This is a genomic window from Paucilactobacillus suebicus DSM 5007 = KCTC 3549 (genome assembly GCF_001434475.1).
GTDB classification, from domain to species: Bacteria; Bacillota; Bacilli; order Lactobacillales; family Lactobacillaceae; genus Paucilactobacillus; species Paucilactobacillus suebicus.
Genome location: NZ_AZGF01000007.1, coordinates 79,484 through 97,133 on the forward strand (window position 1 = coordinate 79,484; position 17,650 = coordinate 97,133).

Sequence of the window (17,650 nt, forward strand, 5' to 3'; positions counted from 1 at the left end):
ACTTGCTGTTCTCATCATTATTTTATCATATTCAGCTATTCGCCAAGTGCTTAAGATTCACTGTCCGGGAAAATAACAACAGTTTCCCCATTGTTACCATTATCCTCAGGTGTATCTTGCTCAACATCATCGACTTGAACAATTTCGACCTGCTGATCATCCACAGCACTTATGCTCGATGAATCTGAGTTTACACTCTCACTTCCATCATTGTCAAGCGTCTTTCCCAAAACCTTTTGTATCTCATCATAAGAACTAACGTCGGATTCTTTAAGTAGCTCATCCCAATCATCACTCTTAACGACGGCGAGCTGAGACTCCAACATAACTTGCAGTCTTTGTCGGAATATACGAGTTTGTTTCTTTAAATCATTAGTTTCTACGGTTAACTTACGTGTCGAATCTGCCGCATTGGAAATCAACTGATTTGCTTTTTCATTAGCCTCAGACACAATATCTGTTGCCTGCTTTTGGGCTTCTCTTAAGGTAATATCAGCCTCTTTTTGAGCATTAGATTTAACTTTATCAGCAGCTTCCTGCGCCACCAAAATTGATTGATTCAATGAATCTTTCAGTTCGGTAAAATACTTAAGCTTCTCCTGATCTGCCTTAACAGTTTCTTCTAAATCATGGTTCTTTTCACTCAAAGTCTGAAAATCACTAAGCACCTGATCTAAAAAATCGTTAACTTCATCAGTGTTATAGCCTCTCATTTTTGACGAAAATTTTTTATTTTGAATATCTTCTGCTGATAAACTCATCTAAATTCCTCCAATATTACTTCTGTTACTCTAATTTGCCGTAATAAGCAGTAGAGATACATGTAACTTATTTTTCTTCGTTGGATTACCGACATCAGTCAGTTTTATCCGACCACCATGCCGCACAGATATCAAATCGTGAATTGCAACAGGATAGTCCGGTTTATCTATATCTTCCCAATTCAGTCTTACCTTACCGTGTTCTATCAACTCTTTTGATCGGTTGCGAGAATAGTTAAAAGAACTAGCAATAATCGCGTCCAGACGCAAAGAACTCACAGTAGTCTGAATTTCCTCTGCATCAGAAATCTGACTGATCACATCATCGAGACTAATTGGTATTAATTGAACCCGAATGTTAGCAATTTTATCAACTTGAACCCGAATGTAATCGCTCAAGTTTGCCTCGACCATTACCTGCCATTTATGTCCATCAGTGATGATGTCACCAAAAGTTTCTCGTTCAATGCCCTGACTTACTAACGTTCCTAGAATTTGCCGATGTTTAATTTCTGCAAACTTTTCGGGATACTTAACATCCAATACTTGAATCTGAAAATCTTCAATTTCTGGTTGATAATACGTCGGGTAAATCAGTAATCGCTGCATTTCAGCATTTGAAAATCCACCATTGCTCAAAATAGATACATCATCTTGACGATTAACTAATGTTTGAGCGATGTAACGTTGTCTCGGGTTCATGAAGTGTGTTAAAACCGGGCTATACTGATCAATGGCCTGTGTAATCCATTGATTAATCGCATCGATTAGCTGTGCTTCTTCCGGTCGAAAGTGTTGCTCTACTTCGCCAGCCATTACTAACTTACTCCTTAACTTAAACTAATAGCATGTATAGGTATGAAACACCATGCTGTGCAAGGTACACCACCATTAACGCAACTAATGGTGAAAAACTAATTCCGCCTAAAGGCGGAATGAAGTTAAACAAACGAATATATGGAACCACTAGTCGATCTAACAATTGACCCAACCGACTTTGTGAGGCACCTGGAAACCACGAAAGAAGTGCCCAAACAACGATAACCATCGCGTACAGATTAAGTAACTGTTCAATCGCGTAAAAAATAAATCCGATCAAAATAATACCTCTACTTTTTAGAAATTATCCTGATCTTTAGTCAGGTTTGCCGATAAATTACCTGAAATTTCATAATTATGTGGTGTGCAAAGAAAGATTTGATCTCCAACTCGTTCAATAGAACCATCAATTGCAAAGACAGTTCCATTAAGAAAATCAACAACTCTTTTTGCTTCTGCTGTATCCATCTGAGTAAAGTTTACGATGATGGCACGTTCGTTCAAAAGTTGAGTTGCAATTTCCTTAACATCTGAATAAAGCCGTGGTTCAAATAAAGAAATTTTTCCATAATCCGTATTCTGACGTCCACTATTAATTGAAACCACCTTCTGACTTCTGTTTCCAGTTGCAGGAGTTGAGTCCGTAGTACCTGTATCTTCATAATATTGACTATCTTGCTCTTCCTCATCATCAATTCCAAAAAAATTATTTAAACTAAATTTTCCAGCCATGATCATTCCTCCTTACATGTCTAATTTTAAAATAGGGTCGATCATCTATAAAAGCCATCCTGATCGTCCCCACGCCTCACATATTTAAATTATGAACGACGCTTCTTGAAAAATGGTGGAGTATCTAGTCCATCATCATCTGCATCATTGTCATCATCACCAGTGTTGTTAAAAACATTGAACTCTGGTTTTTCTACACTATCAAGTTCGCTAGCACGTTCAGATTTTCCATTTTTATCCGAACTAGGCGTTGTTTGAACATCCCAGTCTCCAAATGGATCATCTTGTTGTTGGTGTGCAGGAGCTTGCGTTGTTTCAGCACGCTTGGTAGGTGTGCTTTGCTTTTTGTCATGATCGATGCCAGTTGCAATAACTGTCACACGCACTTCATCTCCAAGATTTTCGTCAATCGAAGTCCCAAAAATGATGTTGACATCAGTAGTTGCTGCTTGTGTAACAATATCTGAAGCATCCTGTGCTTCAAACAATGACAAGTCCGGACCACCAGTAATGTTCAACAAGACATTATCAGCACCATCAATTGATACCTCAAGTAATGGTGATGAGATCGCCTGCTTAGTCGCATCGGCAGTTCTATTTTCACCATTAGCTGAACCAATTCCCATTAAGGCAGATCCTTGATTTGACATAACTGTCTTCACATCAGCAAAATCCAAGTTGACATATCCTGGTGAAGTAATTAAATCAGAAATTCCTTGAACACCCTGACGTAGCACGTTATCGGCCTCTTTGAAAGCTTCCATCATTGGAGTCTTTTTGTCAACCATTTCCAACAAACGGTTGTTAGCAATCACAATCAAAGTATCAACGGCGTCCTTCATTTTTGCAACGCCCTCAGCAGCATATCTGCCACGTTTTGGTCCTTCAAAACTAAATGGTCGTGTCACAACACCAACAGTTAATGCTCCTTGGTCCTTAGCAATCTTTGCAACAATAGGAGCAGCACCATTTCCAGTTCCACCACCCATTCCGGCAGTCACAAAAACCATATCTGCGCCTTCCAGAGACTGTGCAATCTGTTCTTCACTTTCTTCGGCAGCTTTTTCACCAATCTCAGGATTCGATCCTGCTCCCAATCCCTTAGTTAGTTTAGGCCCGAGTTGAATTTTAGTTTCCGCACTTGAAGCGTCTAGTGCCTGTACATCAGTGTTTGCAACAATAAATTCAACTCCGTTGACATCCTCCGAAATCATGCGATTGACAGCGTTACTGCCACCACCACCGACTCCGATGACTTTAATTTTTGCGCCAAACTCCTGTCCGGCTTCCATTGAATAATCCATATCTTAATTCCTCCATCGCTGCTGATTAATCAAAAAAGTTGTTAAAGAATTTCTTTACACCTTCAAGATGATTTTTTTTGGGTTGCTTCGTGTCTTTTGTTTCAGATTGGTTTTGCTTAGATTCCTGCGGCACATTATGTGATGACGGTCTAGTATTTTGACGATTTACTCGTGATGCCTGCTTGCGCTTCTTTGGTTCACGTGCAGGCGCCGCAGATGCATTTGGAGTAGACAATTGAAGATGACGACTTGTATATCCAACTGCCTGTTTGACAAGTAAATCAACATCAACAAGTGCAACCTCATATTCTGCAAGCGACAGTCCAAGCGTAAATGCAGGGTGGCGAATTCCCATCTGATCTGGTACATAAACTTTTGCACTAGCTTCAAAATAATTTTGAGCTAATTCGGCGATTCCAGGTAACGCGGTTGCTCCACCGGTCAGGATAATTCCACCAGGTAATTCAAGAGCACTTGCCTTTTTCAATTGCTTATTAATTCGATCAAATATTTGACTGACACGCGCCTCAATTACTTCAGATAAATATTCTTCGTTAATCTCGACAGGGTCTTGTTGTCCAACAACGTCAACAGAAAAGGTTGTCGTGGCCGATGCTTGACTTGCATCTGCATATCCGTAATCTCTCTTAAGCCGTTCCGCATTTTGTAGTGAAGTATTAAGAACCACAGAAATATCTTTGGTAATATACTGTCCACCTTCGGGATCAACATACGTAAATTTCAACTGATGGTCATGCATGACACTGGCAGTTGTTTGACCACCACCTATATCAATGACCACAGCACCAAAGTCTTGCTCCCCATCATTCAAAACCTGACGACCTAAAGATAGCGGTGCAACAACCATATCGAGAACGTTAAGTCCAGCCTTTTGAATCGCTTTGGTTGTGTTATGGACGACGGTCTTGGGCCCAGTGAACAAAATACCATGCAATTCAAGACGAACTCCAACCATTCCTCGTGGATCCTTGATCTTGTCGAACCCATCAACCACAAACTCATTAGTGATCAGATCGATAACCTCTCGTTCAGGAGGCATACTCTGTATAAGTGCAGCTTTTGCTACTCCAACGACGTCTTGATCCACAATTTCACGGGACTGTCCCTGTTCTGCTACCGTAATCATGCCTGTACAATTTTCGACCTTCAGGTAGTTTGCTGGTAACCCGACAATTACATCTTTAATTTTTACATTAGACTTCTCTTCCGCCTGTGCAACTGCTTTTGAAATTGCTTGAGCAGTTTTATCGATATCCACAATAATTCCTTTGTTAAGACCGGCTGACGGTTGAGTGCCAACACCAACGACTTTCAACTGTCCCTTAACTTTTTCACAAACAATCGCTTTAATCGAGGTGGTTCCAATATCTAATCCAACGTAAATTCCTGAATTATCCATTTACGTGGAACCCTCCTATTTGTTTTTTTATAATATTCTTTTTGTTTTCCAATATTCATATTGAACTATACCGATTTTAACACACATAACCATTGTGCTGAAAGGCTTTGTCGATATTTATACATCACTTTATTAAATTGTTAAATTAATGTAAAACGTAACCAGTGTTTACCTTTTTTAGTTGTACGTGTGAGAGTACGCCCCAACTTCTAAATTAACGACCCCGTTCCCACTCATTTGACTAACAATTCCGGGATAATAGGCCATCTTATCCGCCAGGTTAGTGTACTTAACAAGCACTTCATTGCCATCATTCATGAAGATTCTCAACCGTTGTGGATCATTTTTTGTTGGTTGAAATTTAACCTCGGATACTCCACTCTTAATAGAATTTGATAACTTAGCATATTGTTTTGTGGTCTGAATAATTACTTGTTTGGACTTAAAACCCGAATAAACCGCAACGTCATTCATGGGTGATGCTTGAGAATTATTCAAAATATACCCACTACTCAAAACTGGATAGTATTTACCATTCTTGTATACGGAACCAATGATTTTATTTTCTGTGACCTGAACTTTAATAGACCTAAAACTGGTGACACTGACTGTAACTTTTTTAATTTCCGGGTTTTGTTTGGTGGCTTTTTTATCAATTTCACTTGATTTTTTATTAAAGTTCCACATGAAATCTTGTTTTGTAATACCGGTAGCCCTCAGCACTTGTTTATCTGTTAAGGTGTCATTGCCACTTATAGTAATTTTATTGATTTTACTATAGGGAGATACAATGAACCCCATCACTCCAATAATAATTATAAAAAAAACAATTAAAAAAGTTGCACGTATTGTAGTTCTATCAACTCGTTGCTTTTTTAATTTCGGTAATTTACTACCAATTGGCTTTTCAGGTTGACCTGAAGAAAAGTGTGCATGCCGCTTTACGCGTTCTTTTTCACGCTTGTCGATTTCTGCCAGTCTCTGGGCATATTTATTGTGTGAAAATTCTTTACGATCATGCGCCATTGTTCACCCTTCCTTCTCAACTAGGTTCAATCTACTTTTTTGCATCCTTCAATAGTGCAATCAAACGATCAGCGGCATCTGGCATTCCCATTTTTTGGGCATTTTCTGCCATTTGATGACGTAAATCATTATCATTCATCAGTTTATCAGCTGCTTGACTGAGTGTTTCACCAGAAAGATCATCTTCCTTGATCATTTCAGCGGCATTTTGGTTAACTAACGCCTGAGCATTCTTTGTCTGATGATCTGCAGTTACATATGGGCTTGGAATTAGAATTGATGGAATACCAAGCGCAGTGATCTCAGCAATACTCGTTGCACCAGCTCGACCAACAATTACTGCAACTTTCGGCATCATACTTGGCATATTGTTAATATACGGCTTAATAACCACATTTTCTCCAACATTCTGATCACCAATTTGGTTCATAACTTGTTGATATCGTTTTTGACCTGTAGCAAATACTACCTGATAGTCCCGTTGATTAAAGTTCTGAATGGCTTCAACGACACTAGTATTTATCTTTGGTGCACCCTGACTCCCACCAAAAATAAGCATAGTTGGTTTATCATCCTTTAATCCAAGTTCAGTCCACGAATAGTTTGTTTTATTACCAACTACTTGCTGAGCACGCGGGTTCCCAGTCATAACAACCTTGGACTGTGGAAATTGGCTTCGTGCAGCTTCAAATGCAATCCCAATACGAGTCACGTAACGGCTTAAAAATTTATTGGTAACGCCAACGACACTATTTTGTTCGTGAATGACAGTTGGAACATGCAATTTTGCAGCTGCATACAAAACAGCACCACTCACATAACCACCCGTTCCTAACACAACGTCTGGTTTAAATTCCTTAACCATTTTACGAGCGTCTCGAACACTCTTTAAAAATAAGTATACTGTTTTGAAGTTCTCAAGTGATAACGAACGTTTAAATCCTTGTATTTTAATTGTCTTGAAATCAATTCCCGCGGCTGGAACAATTTTGTCCTCTAAGCCACGGTGAGTACCAACATACAGTACTTCAGTATCTGGCTCTAGTTCTTTCAATCTTTCAATTAAGGCCAGTGCAGGATAAATATGTCCACCTGTACCGCCACCGGAAACCATTAAGCGCAATTACTTTTCCTTCTTTCCTGTAAGTTGTTCAACTGCTTTAATAAATTTATCACCACGTACTTCAAAGTTAGGATATTGATCCCAACTAGCGTTAGCTGGTGAAAGCAAAATGACATCACCAACGTCACTTTTATTGAACGCAATAGGAACAGCTGTTTCACAATTTTCCGTGATAGTTATATCTTTAATCTCGGCCAATTTAGCAGCATCGGCCATTTTTTCTTTGGACTCGCCAAATAGCACCACTGCTTTTACATGTTGTCTGAGTGCAGGTACAAGTTTTTCAAATGTATACCCCCGATCTAACCCCCCAGCTAACAGTACAACTGGTTGTTTAAACCCTTTTAGCGCCATTTCAGTTGCTTCGATATCAGTTGCCTTTGAATCGTTATAGTATTCGCGGCCTTCTGCCTCAAGCACAAATTGCATTCGATGTCTTACACCGCCAAAAGAATGCAAGACATGAATAATATCTTCATTATCAACCCCACAAATTTTGGCAACGACAATCGCGGCCAGTGCATTTTCCACATTGTGATCTCCCACTGCTTTTATTGACTCAGCCGGCATAATCTTTTCATTCTTCCAATAAATTATCCCGTTATCAACATAGGCGCCATCATGACTCTTACCCAACCTAGAAAATGGAACAACCTTAGCTGCTGTTTTTTTGCTTAAATCTTGCCACTCATCATTATCCCAATTAATAACAAAGTAATCGCTTGATGTTTGATTAGCAGTAATTTTCATTTTGGCATTAACATAATTTTTACGAGTTTTGTGATAATCAAGATGATTAGAGAAAATGTTGGTAATTACCGCAATGTGTGGATGTAACTGCTGTGTTCCAACTAACTGGAAACTTGATAATTCAGCAACGATTTTAGAATTTTTATCAGCTTTCCTGACAACTTCACTAAACGGAATACCAATATTTCCAGCCTTAAAAATTTTATTTTTGTTACTGCGAGTTAAGATATCGTGGATCATCGTTGTTGTAGTCGTTTTACCATTACTACCGGTAACACCGATTAACGTACCATCAAATGCTTTAGCAGCAATTTCAACTTCTGTCACAATTGGAGTTTTATTATTCACAAATTTTGCAACTAGAGGATTATCATAAAAAATACCAGGATTCTTTACCACAAGATCGTATCCCTTTTCTGCTAGTGATAATGGATGAGAACCAGTGATCACTTCGACCCCCAATTTTGTCAATTCATCCACGTCTTTAGTATCTTGGGGTACTTGCTTATCATTAACCGTGACGTTTGCACCAAGCTGAATTAGTAATTTTGCCACTGAAACACCACTTTTGCCCAATCCAATCACCAATATTTTTTTACCCTGATAATCGCTAATGCTTTCCATTTCTGATTCGCTCCTAATTATTTGTTAATAAAATTGTAACTACTGAAACAATCGCGCCAACTGCACCAACTGCCCAGAATACATAGTCAACTTTCCATTCACTCCACCCTGACATCTCAAAATGATGATGAATTGGGCTCATCTTAAAGATCCTTTTACCAGTTAGTTTAAACGATGCAACTTGTAAAATTACACTAGCTGTTTCAATTACATAAACAATCCCAATAATTAGCAAAGAAAATTCGTGAGTAAGGACTAATGACACTGCGGCTAATGATCCACCTAATGCAAGTGAGCCCATGTCACCCATAAATATTTTAGCTGGTTTGTGATTGAATGGGAAAAAGCCGATCAATCCACCAATCACTGCGACACAAAAAATTGCAACATCATATTGATGCTGATAAATGGCAATCACTGTGTATGCAACAAAAGAAATTGTTGCTAACCCGGTCACTAAACCATCAAGGCCATCTGATAAATTAACTGCATTTGAGAAACCAACCATCCAAAAAATAATAAATAAAACAAATCCCCAGCCAAAGTTAAATATGCCAAAACCCATTTGAAATCCTTCATGTTGGTATATAACGGTAAAAATCATTGCCGCAATTACTTGCGCCAATGCTTTTTGCCACGGCTTAAATCCCTCATTTTGATGATGAAATATTTTAATACTGTCATCCCACATACCGATCAGACCATATGCTACCAATGAAAACAGTAATGCCCACATAGTGCCAGTCAACTGTCCTTGCCAAATTGATACCCACAGTGCTGTAATAACAGCAGCAAGTATAAATAATAAGCCACCCATTGTGGGGGTACCAGCTTTCTTAGCATGCCACGTTGGCCCAACATCTCTAATTTGTTGGCCTTCTTTTTTTGCTCTAAAATACTTAATCAATGATGGCATGAGTGCAAATGTGATCACAAAGCCACTGATGACTGTGAAAATTAAAGTTATAAAGTTCATTATATTCCCCGCTTTTAATTATTTTTGCTTAAATTTAACTTGTAATTGTTGCCCACTTTGAAGCTGACTTCCTGCTTTGATACTCTGGCTGGTAGCATAGCCGCTCCCACTGATTGTAAGATTAAGCTTTGTCAGCTTGGCAAATTTATTCACGTCTGCACTAGACCAACCGCTCACATCAGGCATTGATGTCTTACCGCTTGTAACAATAAAAATCTTATTATTGGCTAGCACCGTTGTTCCCTTACCGATTGACTGACTCATAACTTTATTTCCGTTACCAATCACAACGACAGTCATGCCTTGCCCTGACAAAGTACTTTGCGCTGTGGAAGTCTGTTGCCCAACGACATTTTTAACAGTAACTGTTCCTGCATTCTTTTGTTTAGCAGATTTTGCATCATCCAGCGCCTGTTTCATTACAGGATCAAATACACTAGCTAAGTATGTTTCAGCTGGAGTAGATGTATTCTGTGGTTTTTTGATCGTGACATACATGACGTATTCAGGATTTTTTGCTGGTGCCATTCCCACAAAGGAATAAATATATGCATTAGTGCCCTTTTCATATCCAGATGTACCACTGCTATATTCGGCAGTACCTGTTTTACCAGCGATTCTGTAACCTTTAATCTTATATTTACTACCGGTACCATCGCTTGCGTAAACTACACCTTGCATCAATTTTCTAACTTTTTTTGCGGTGCTTGCACTAATTGGGTTGCCAACGACTTTTTTACCATAAGATTTAACCGTTTTATTCGTATTTGGATCAACGATCTTTCTTATGAAGTAAGGCTTTAACATTTTACCATTATTTGCAACTGCACTAAATGCTTGCATCATCTGCATGACATTCACAGTAATTCCTTGTCCAAATGCAGTATTAGCCTGCTCAAGGGCACCCTTAAATGGTGAACTGCCACTAGTTTCATTACTTGTTCCAACTACATTAACCTTTTGTAGGAATCCAAATTTATGCAAATATTTCTTCCAAGTAGAACTACCCATGTTCTGTTCCAAATGAGCCATTCCGACGTTACTAGATCGTTCAAAAGCCTGCTTGAAAGTAATATAACCCCAACCGGCTTTGTCCCAATCCGTTACTTCGCCACCGCCAAGTTCATACGTACCTGACTTATAAACTCCGTTAGCATTAAAATTACCAGAATCAATTGCAGCACTTAAAGTAAATACTTTCATCGTTGATCCAGGTTCGTATGCTACTTGAGTTAATGCATTGCTCCACGAAGGATCCGAACTTGATTCATAATTAGGACGTTGTGTAGCAGCCACGATTGCACCAGTTTTGGCGTTCATAACTACTGCATTAAAGAATTGACCTTTGGCAGATTTTTGTGCTGCCTCAACCTTACTTTCTAGTAAAGTCTGTAATTGGCTATTAAATGTCGTGTAGACATTGTCGCCATTCTTGGCTTTTTTCGGAGTTTGTTCTGTGTTGGAGATTTGATAACCAGAATTATCTTCTTTGGCTTTTTTTACACCATTTGTACCCGATAGTTGTTTATTAAATACCTGTTCAATTCCCAACTCTCCAATCAACTTTGTCTCACCAGTTTTACTGTTTGTCTTTGGTTGTGCCAATCCAATCAGCTGTGAAGCAAAATTATCATAAGAATATTCTCTGGTTGCAGTTGCCGTGAAATTAATCCCAGTTAAATGTTGTGCTTGAATTTTTTCTTTGGTATCCACTGAAATATCGTTCCCAGCACTGCCAAACTCAACCTGAAAGGTCCCACTCTTTGATGGAGTCATAATCTTCATGGCTTTTGCTTCAGAAATCGACAAATACTTGGACAGAACTTTAGCGGTTTTCTTCTTGTTTGTCACATACAATGGTTTACCACTAGCTGTCTTATCACTATGGTCCAGAATTGCGTAGACAGAATAAGTTTCAGTATTTCCGGCCAGTACATCATCTGAAGAATCATAAATTTTGCCACGTTTTGCGTGAATGACCTTTTTTTGTGTGTACAACTGTTCTGTTCGTTGTTTTAAATTAACATTTTTTACATCTTTAAAAATTGCAATATAAGAAAAACGAACGATCAGCAGTAAAAACAGGCCAATCGCAATGAAAAATAACCACTGTCCAAAGATCTTGCGATTTTTTGTTGTTCGTTTGCTATTCGTTCGTTTATGTTGCTTACTCATTACTTAATAACGTTCCTTATATTTGAATTCGAAATCGTCAAGCCATACTTTTGGGCAACTTGCTCCAAATGTTTCTGACTAGTTAACTCGCTAATCACCTGATTTGCGCTTGTGTTCTTATTGTTAACCTTAGTAATCTGTGAATTAACATTTTGCAAATTATGCTGCGCATTGGTAACTGCGATCTTAGCCGAAACTAACGAGATCATCATGAATGTTAACACAATACCACATACCGTCACCAGTGCTTTTTCAAATTTCGACCAACCAACCTTGTCAGGAGCTGGTACAACATTTGGTTCTGTAACCGGTTGCTGTTTCCTTTGTGGCTGGCTAATTGATAATTCTTCCAACGGTAATTGTTTTGCAGCATTAGATGCCATGCTAATCACTTTCCTTTTTTTAATTTAAAATATTTTTATTTAATTTTTTCAATAATTCTTAATTTTGCACTATGCGCTCGACGATTATTTTCCAATTCTTGCTGATTTGGTAATATCGGCTTACGATTAATCAACCTGTAATGCGGTTTCATTTCTTCTGGAATTACCGGAATTCCTGATGGCAAATCTTGGATAGTCGTCTTTTCTCTGAACATTGACTTAACCAATCGATCTTCCAAAGATTGAAAGGTTATTACACTAATTCGTCCATTAACATCGATAAGCTCAAGTGCTTGTTCAAGAGACTCTTCTAAAGATCCCAATTCATCATTTACAGCAATTCTAACGGCCTGAAAGCTTCGTTTTGCTGGATTGCCACCATGCCGCCTTGTAGCTGCCGGTATCGCATTTTTCACAATTTCGGCAAGTTGTAGCGTTGTTTCAATTGGTTGTTCTTCACGATGTCTTTCGATGGATCTCGCAATCTGTTTTGAAAATTTTTCTTCACCGTAACGGCTCAGAATTCTTATCAATTTTTTATATGGCCATTCATTGACCACCTCTAAAGCGGTTAAGTCCTGGTTCTGGTCCATCCGCATATCCAACGGAGCATCGTGATTGTAACTAAAACCTCGCTTTGCATCGTCAAATTGTGGTGATGAAACTCCCAAATCATAAACAATTCCATCTATCTTATGAACACCTAACTTACCTAGTGCCTCACTTAGATCTCTAAAATTGCTTTTTACAAGAGTCAAACGGCCATCATCTATGTAGTTGGCCAAATTTGTCTGATTGTAATTAATTGCCGTCTGATCTTGATCAAACGAATACAAATGGCCACCATCAGCAAGTCGATCCAAAATTGCTTTTGTATGTCCTCCGCCGCCAAGTGTTGCGTCAACGTACTGTCCGGTTGGCTTAACTTTTAGGCCGTCAACGGCTTCATTTAGAAGAACCGTTATGTGGTTAAATTCGGACATCCATCTTTCCTCCGCAACATTCTACAAACCAAAGTCCATCTTTTCTGCAATCTCATCGAAGTTTTCCTCTGCTTCATCAGCAAAGTTGTTCCAACGTTCTGCACTCCAAATTTCAATCCGATCAGAAACCCCAACGATAATACATTTCTTTTCCAAACCTGCATGCTGACACAGAGTGCTTGGTAAATTAATTCTGCCTTGCTTGTCAACTTCACATTCAGTAGCCGCTGAGTAAAAGAATCGAACAAAAGAACGAGCGTCTTTCTTTGTTAATGGCAACTCATTTAACTTAGCTTCCAAAGCCTGCCATTCAGACATTGGATAGCCAAACAAGCAACCATCCATACCTCGTGTCACTACAAATTGTGACCCAAGGTCTTCACGAAATTTTGCCGGAATAATTAACCGTTTTTTGGTATCTATTGAATGTGAATATTCTCCCATAAACACGATTAATCACCCCGTTTCAACTAACGCTTAAGAAAAGTCTACCACAATCCACCACAATTCACCACAGCTTCATTATAATTATTTAAATGAAAAAAATAAGCAAGGCTTAGTTTAAACCAAGCCTTGCTATATCAGCATTTATTGAAGTAAATAAAATGTGGGGGATTATCCCATTAATATAAAAATAATTGAACCAATATAAACTATAATGGAGTATAAAACGCTAAATTGCCAAAAAGAACGCCAAAACCGTCGATAAATTAGTTCACCACTAAATGCAATTTGAACGATTACCAACAGTATCCCTACCAGTGCCCAACCAATCATTACATATGGAAACCAAAGCCACGTTAAATTTGCTAAACTATAGTATCCTAATATTATTGGCCAAAAAGTATAGTATCGAGCATCTCTGGGCCACCATCTATGCAATACACGCCGAATAAAGGTTATAATTATAGATATTAATATGATGATAACAATTTGAAGCGCCAATTGGTTCATCGCTAACCCACCTAATTTTTAAAATAATTGCCTAAACATCTCACCATTATAGTGAAAACATTATCAGGATACAATGACTTGGTAAATAAGGAGCCGCGTAATGATACAATATTTTACAAAAATTGATAATAAATTATCACTTGTTGAAGACGATAGCACGCAGTTCGTTAAAAATCCCATTTTTTGGATTAATATTGAATCTCCAACTAAAGAAGATCTTGCCGAAATTAGTCACAAGTTTAACATTTCTCGCCGCTTCTTAGAATCGATTTTTGATGACAATGAGCCATCGAAAACATTTGGATTAAAGTCTGAAGATTCACCAACAATGATGATGCTATCATATCCAAAATATACAGTTAGCCCCCTAGGATATTTAGGATACAATACATTTCCAATCGCTTTTATAATTGTGGATCAGATTGTTATTACAATTGCCAATCATCCGGCATCATGCATACAGAATTTTATTCTTCATAAAACTGCTCTTAACCAAATTATTTCGAACCCACAGCTATTTCTAACACATATGTTATGGTTCATTACTCATGATTTTGTTTTAGCAATGAATGATATTAGTAGCCAAATGGAAGAATTAGAAATCCAGTTAACTAGTGCCACCAAAAATGAGCAGATTTATCAGATTATGGCAATGCAAAAAACGTTAATTGATTTTGACAGTTCACTAACACAAAACGAAGATGTATTGACAGAATTTGATAAGTCGGATTTATTGGCATCAAGTAACGAGCATATTAATAAACTAAATCGGTCAACATTAATCGAAAATAAACAGGCATTGTCGATGTGCCATGATCGTAGCAAAATCCTTGATCAGTACAGTAACATGGTTTCTGCGGTTGTTTCGAACAATCTTAACGATGTCATGAAAATACTAACATCTATTACAATTATTCTGACAATTCCAACCATTATTGGCGGAATATACGGTATGAATGTTTCCTTACCTGGTGCTCAAATTGCTTCTGCGTTCACATGGCTGATGATAATTATAATAGTGATATGTTTGGTTACCAGACACGTTTTAAAGAAGCATAATTACATGTAAAGATTGAATTTTGAAAATAATTTGTTACACTTAAAAGAGGATTTTTGAAAGGCGGCTCAAGTTTTAATGAAAAAAAAGAAACGCTCAGTATTTGAAAAAATAACGATGGTTGCGGTTTGGCTAATGATTATTTCAATGGTTGGCAGTTTATTGTTCGCAGCTGCTGAGGCCTTTATGTATTAATAAATATTAAAAATATAAAAAGATCTGCCAAATTTTTGGCGGATCTTTTTTAATCGTTCTTCTCTTTATATACCTGTCGAGGCTTAGAGCCCTCGGCCGGGCCAATTAAACCTCGCTGTTCCATTTCGTCAATCATTCTTGCTGCTCGATTATAACCAATTCTAAATCGTCGTTGAATTAACGAAGTTGAAGCCTTTTGTTGATCAATAACAAAGTCCACAGCCTCTTGGTAGAGATCATCTTCATCTTCTTTATTCTCATCTTGTTGAATTTCTTCATCACTAACGACAATATTTTCGTCATACTCTGCAGTCTGCTGCTTCTTGATAAAGTCAACAACCGACTCAACATCCTTATCGGAAATAAATGCTCCCTGGACACGGACTGGCTTATTCTGATCAATTGGCATAAACAACATATCACCACGGCCTAACAACTTTTCGGCACCGTTCGTGTCCAAAATTGTTCTAGAATCAATACCACTTGATACAGCAAAAGCCACACGAGAAGGCACATTTGCTTTTATTAGTCCAGTAATGACATCAACTGACGGACGTTGTGTGGCTAAAATCATATGAATGCCGGCTGCCCGCCCCATCTGAGCAATTCTAACGATTGCGTCCTCGACATCATTTGAAACAGTCATCATCAAATCTGCTAATTCATCAACAATCACAAGAATTAATGGTAAGTACGGATCGTTATTACCACTCTTTTCGTTTTCTTGCTTAACCATTTTGTTATAGCCATCAATGTTTCTAACACCAAATCCCGCAAATAGTTCATATCGACGTTCCATTTCGCCAACTACTTTACCCAAAGCTTTGGCAGCTTTCTTAGGTTGAGAGACAACAGGACTTAGCAGGTGGGGAATACCATTATAAACACTTAATTCAACTTTTTTAGGATCAATCATTAAAAATTTAACCTGATGCGGCTTAGCCTTCAAAAGAATACTTGTAATCATAACGTTAATTGCCACAGACTTACCACTACCAGTTGCACCAGCAACTAATAAATGTGGCATTTTGGTTAGATCTGCCATAACCACCTGCCCAGTAACTGCTCGGCCAAGCGGAACTTCCAACACTTTATTGTTTTTCGGAGCAGACTCAACCATATCTCGAAAGCCAACAGTTGCAACCTGTCGGTTAGGAACTTCAATCCCAATCATTGACTTTCCCGGAATTGGTGCCTCAATGCGAATATCTTTTGCAGCCAATGCAAGTGCTAAATCATCAGCCAAATGAACAATTCTGCTAACTTTAACACCAACAGCGGGCCTCAGTTCATATTTAGTAACTGAAGGGCCCAAACTGACATTTTCCACTTGCGCATCTACACCGAATGATGCCAGTGTGTCCTGCAATGTTTGAGTATTTTTCTTAATATCATTTAACTCTTTACTTTGGTCCGCCTTATCAACTTTCGTAAGAAGTGCGGTACTTGGAAGTTGATAATCTTCATTCTCGCTCTCTTGAGCCGGTTTCATTACGACTTGGTCATCATCATTGTTGTTGGATTCTGAATCACTGGCTACTGTAATTTTCGGTTCAACCTGCTTTTGAGGTTCAACGGAAGTCTCAACAGGCGTTGTAACATTATTTTCACCTTCGTCAAAGAAATTAGGAACATTCTTTGCAGCTTTTTGCTCCCGTTTTTCTCGCCGAGAAGCCGATCTTTTTTCACGACGTTCTCGTAAACTTTTCTTAGGCTTTTCCGGCATTTCTTGTCGCGGTGTCTGTTGATCTTTTAAAGAAGACACCCACATGCCAAGTTGCTTAGCCCATTTCTCAAAGCTTGCTAGAATTTTAGTTATCGGAATATTGAAAAACACCACCACTCCGATCAACACAAATAGCCAGGCAATCATTGTTGTGCCAAGTGCAGAGACCAAAAAATATGAAAGTTGATATAAATATGCTCCAACCATTCCACCACCAACCGGCATGCTAATACTACCAGCCATGATGTCACTATTGAGGTTGCTCCAAGTTACCGAGGCAAAATCAGTATGGCGATTCAATTGTTCAAACATTGCTCCATGGAATAGCAATAACACCCCAACATATGCAATTAAAAATCCAATAATGTAGCGCAATTTAAATCTAGGCCAGCGGCCTTTTAAAGCCATCCCAAGCCCATATAATCCCATTATGATCAGTAATACTGGATATGTTTGACCACCAATCACACGAAAAAAATTAGCAAATAATGTACCTAATGCGCCGAGATTAAACAGCCCTAAAACAGCCATAAGCACAATGATTATGCCACCCAAATTATTTAGCGCGGAATCATACTTGGATGAATTTGATTTTTTCTTGGTTCGTCTTCTAGGAGTAGTTTTAGCTTTACGAGCCACTTC

Annotated in this window: 18 protein-coding genes and 1 other annotated feature (1 of these 19 only partly in view); of the genes, 2 read left to right on the top strand and 16 right to left on the bottom strand. The window is 38.4% G+C overall.

Going from position 1 to position 17,650, the window contains the following annotated elements; genetic code table 11:
• Positions 1-27 (bottom strand) — a binding site (T-box leader) (it extends 189 nt beyond the left edge of the window).
• 23 nt (positions 28-50) lie between these two features.
• From FD16_RS04540 to FD16_RS13325, 15 genes are all read right to left on the bottom strand, one after another.
• Entirely contained in the window at positions 51-761 is a 711-nt protein-coding gene (locus tag FD16_RS04540; RefSeq protein ID WP_010622422.1) for a DivIVA domain-containing protein, read from the bottom strand.
• 30 nt (positions 762-791) lie between these two features.
• Positions 792-1,577 carry a YlmH family RNA-binding protein gene (locus FD16_RS04545; protein ID WP_010622423.1) on the bottom strand — a complete coding sequence of 262 codons (786 nt, stop codon included), beginning with the start codon at positions 1,575-1,577 and terminating at the stop codon, positions 792-794.
• 19 nt (positions 1,578-1,596) lie between these two features.
• Positions 1,597-1,860: a YggT family protein gene (locus FD16_RS04550; protein ID WP_010622424.1), complete on the bottom strand. Its 264-nt coding sequence runs from the start codon at positions 1,858-1,860 to the stop codon at positions 1,597-1,599.
• A gap of 17 nt (positions 1,861-1,877) precedes the next feature.
• Positions 1,878-2,312: a cell division protein SepF gene (locus tag FD16_RS04555; RefSeq protein WP_010622425.1), complete on the bottom strand. Its 435-nt coding sequence runs from the start codon at positions 2,310-2,312 to the stop codon at positions 1,878-1,880.
• A gap of 89 nt (positions 2,313-2,401) precedes the next feature.
• Entirely contained in the window at positions 2,402-3,616 is a 1,215-nt protein-coding gene (gene ftsZ, locus FD16_RS04560) for a cell division protein FtsZ (protein ID WP_010622426.1), read from the bottom strand.
• 25 nt (positions 3,617-3,641) lie between these two features.
• Positions 3,642-5,036: a cell division protein FtsA gene (gene ftsA, locus FD16_RS04565; protein WP_010622427.1), complete on the bottom strand. Its 1,395-nt coding sequence runs from the start codon at positions 5,034-5,036 to the stop codon at positions 3,642-3,644.
• A 177-nt stretch (positions 5,037-5,213) separates the two neighbouring features.
• Positions 5,214-6,062: a cell division protein FtsQ/DivIB gene (locus tag FD16_RS04570; RefSeq protein ID WP_010622428.1), complete on the bottom strand. Its 849-nt coding sequence runs from the start codon at positions 6,060-6,062 to the stop codon at positions 5,214-5,216.
• A gap of 31 nt (positions 6,063-6,093) precedes the next feature.
• Entirely contained in the window at positions 6,094-7,185 is a 1,092-nt protein-coding gene (gene murG, locus FD16_RS04575) for an undecaprenyldiphospho-muramoylpentapeptide beta-N-acetylglucosaminyltransferase (RefSeq protein WP_010622429.1), read from the bottom strand.
• On the bottom strand, positions 7,186-8,559 hold the full coding sequence (gene murD, locus FD16_RS04580) for a UDP-N-acetylmuramoyl-L-alanine--D-glutamate ligase (protein ID WP_010622430.1): 1,374 nt from the start codon (positions 8,557-8,559) through the stop codon (positions 7,186-7,188).
• A 13-nt stretch (positions 8,560-8,572) separates the two neighbouring features.
• Positions 8,573-9,535, bottom strand: coding sequence for a phospho-N-acetylmuramoyl-pentapeptide-transferase (gene mraY / locus FD16_RS04585; protein ID WP_010622431.1), 963 nt, complete (start codon positions 9,533-9,535; stop codon positions 8,573-8,575).
• A gap of 18 nt (positions 9,536-9,553) precedes the next feature.
• A complete protein-coding gene (locus tag FD16_RS04590) occupies positions 9,554-11,710 on the bottom strand; it encodes a penicillin-binding transpeptidase domain-containing protein (protein ID WP_010622432.1) in 2,157 nt (718 codons plus the stop codon).
• A complete protein-coding gene (gene ftsL2, locus FD16_RS04595) occupies positions 11,710-12,093 on the bottom strand; it encodes a cell division protein FtsL (RefSeq protein WP_010622433.1) in 384 nt (127 codons plus the stop codon). Before ftsL2 ends, FD16_RS04590 begins: the two co-directional genes overlap by 1 nt.
• Positions 12,094-12,128: 35 nt before the next feature.
• Positions 12,129-13,076, bottom strand: a complete 948-nt coding sequence (rsmH, locus tag FD16_RS04600; protein WP_010622434.1) for a 16S rRNA (cytosine(1402)-N(4))-methyltransferase RsmH — start codon at positions 13,074-13,076, stop codon at positions 12,129-12,131.
• Between the two features lie 21 nt (positions 13,077-13,097).
• Positions 13,098-13,526, bottom strand: a complete 429-nt coding sequence (gene mraZ, locus FD16_RS04605; RefSeq protein WP_010622435.1) for a division/cell wall cluster transcriptional repressor MraZ — start codon at positions 13,524-13,526, stop codon at positions 13,098-13,100.
• 165 nt (positions 13,527-13,691) lie between these two features.
• Positions 13,692-14,030 (bottom strand): DUF3397 family protein, encoded by a 339-nt coding sequence (locus FD16_RS13325; protein WP_010622436.1) that lies wholly within the window; start codon positions 14,028-14,030, stop codon positions 13,692-13,694.
• A gap of 100 nt (positions 14,031-14,130) precedes the next feature.
• On the opposite strand from FD16_RS13325, the gene FD16_RS04615 reads away from it, so the two are divergent.
• Both FD16_RS04615 and FD16_RS12550 read left to right on the top strand, forming a co-directional pair.
• A complete protein-coding gene (locus tag FD16_RS04615) occupies positions 14,131-15,099 on the top strand; it encodes a magnesium transporter CorA family protein (RefSeq protein WP_010622437.1) in 969 nt (322 codons plus the stop codon).
• A gap of 66 nt (positions 15,100-15,165) precedes the next feature.
• Entirely contained in the window at positions 15,166-15,282 is a 117-nt protein-coding gene (locus FD16_RS12550) for a DUF4044 domain-containing protein (RefSeq protein WP_010622438.1), read from the top strand.
• Between the two features lie 49 nt (positions 15,283-15,331).
• On the opposite strand, the gene FD16_RS04620 is transcribed toward FD16_RS12550, so the two are convergent.
• A complete protein-coding gene (locus FD16_RS04620) occupies positions 15,332-17,647 on the bottom strand; it encodes a DNA translocase FtsK (RefSeq protein ID WP_010622439.1) in 2,316 nt (771 codons plus the stop codon).
• Positions 17,648-17,650: the final 3 nt, after the last annotated feature.

Coding starts and splice junctions, on each gene's coding strand:
- ftsL2 (WP_010622433.1), bottom strand. CDS start 12,093: ATGGCATCTAATGCTGCAAAACAATTACCGTTGGAAGAATTATCAATT.
- FD16_RS04590 (WP_010622432.1), bottom strand. CDS start 11,710: ATGAGTAAGCAACATAAACGAACGAATAGCAAACGAACAACAAAAAAT.
- murD (WP_010622430.1), bottom strand. CDS start 8,559: ATGGAAAGCATTAGCGATTATCAGGGTAAAAAAATATTGGTGATTGGA.
- ftsZ (WP_010622426.1), bottom strand. CDS start 3,616: ATGGATTATTCAATGGAAGCCGGACAGGAGTTTGGCGCAAAAATTAAA.
- rsmH (WP_010622434.1), bottom strand. CDS start 13,076: ATGTCCGAATTTAACCACATAACGGTTCTTCTAAATGAAGCCGTTGAC.
- FD16_RS12550 (WP_010622438.1), top strand. CDS start 15,166: ATGAAAAAAAAGAAACGCTCAGTATTTGAAAAAATAACGATGGTTGCG.
- FD16_RS04615 (WP_010622437.1), top strand. CDS start 14,131: ATGATACAATATTTTACAAAAATTGATAATAAATTATCACTTGTTGAA.
- ftsA (WP_010622427.1), bottom strand. CDS start 5,036: ATGGATAATTCAGGAATTTACGTTGGATTAGATATTGGAACCACCTCG.
- FD16_RS04545 (WP_010622423.1), bottom strand. CDS start 1,577: ATGGCTGGCGAAGTAGAGCAACACTTTCGACCGGAAGAAGCACAGCTA.
- FD16_RS04555 (WP_010622425.1), bottom strand. CDS start 2,312: ATGGCTGGAAAATTTAGTTTAAATAATTTTTTTGGAATTGATGATGAG.
- FD16_RS04570 (WP_010622428.1), bottom strand. CDS start 6,062: ATGGCGCATGATCGTAAAGAATTTTCACACAATAAATATGCCCAGAGA.
- FD16_RS04540 (WP_010622422.1), bottom strand. CDS start 761: ATGAGTTTATCAGCAGAAGATATTCAAAATAAAAAATTTTCGTCAAAA.
- mraY (WP_010622431.1), bottom strand. CDS start 9,535: ATGAACTTTATAACTTTAATTTTCACAGTCATCAGTGGCTTTGTGATC.
- FD16_RS13325 (WP_010622436.1), bottom strand. CDS start 14,030: ATGAACCAATTGGCGCTTCAAATTGTTATCATCATATTAATATCTATA.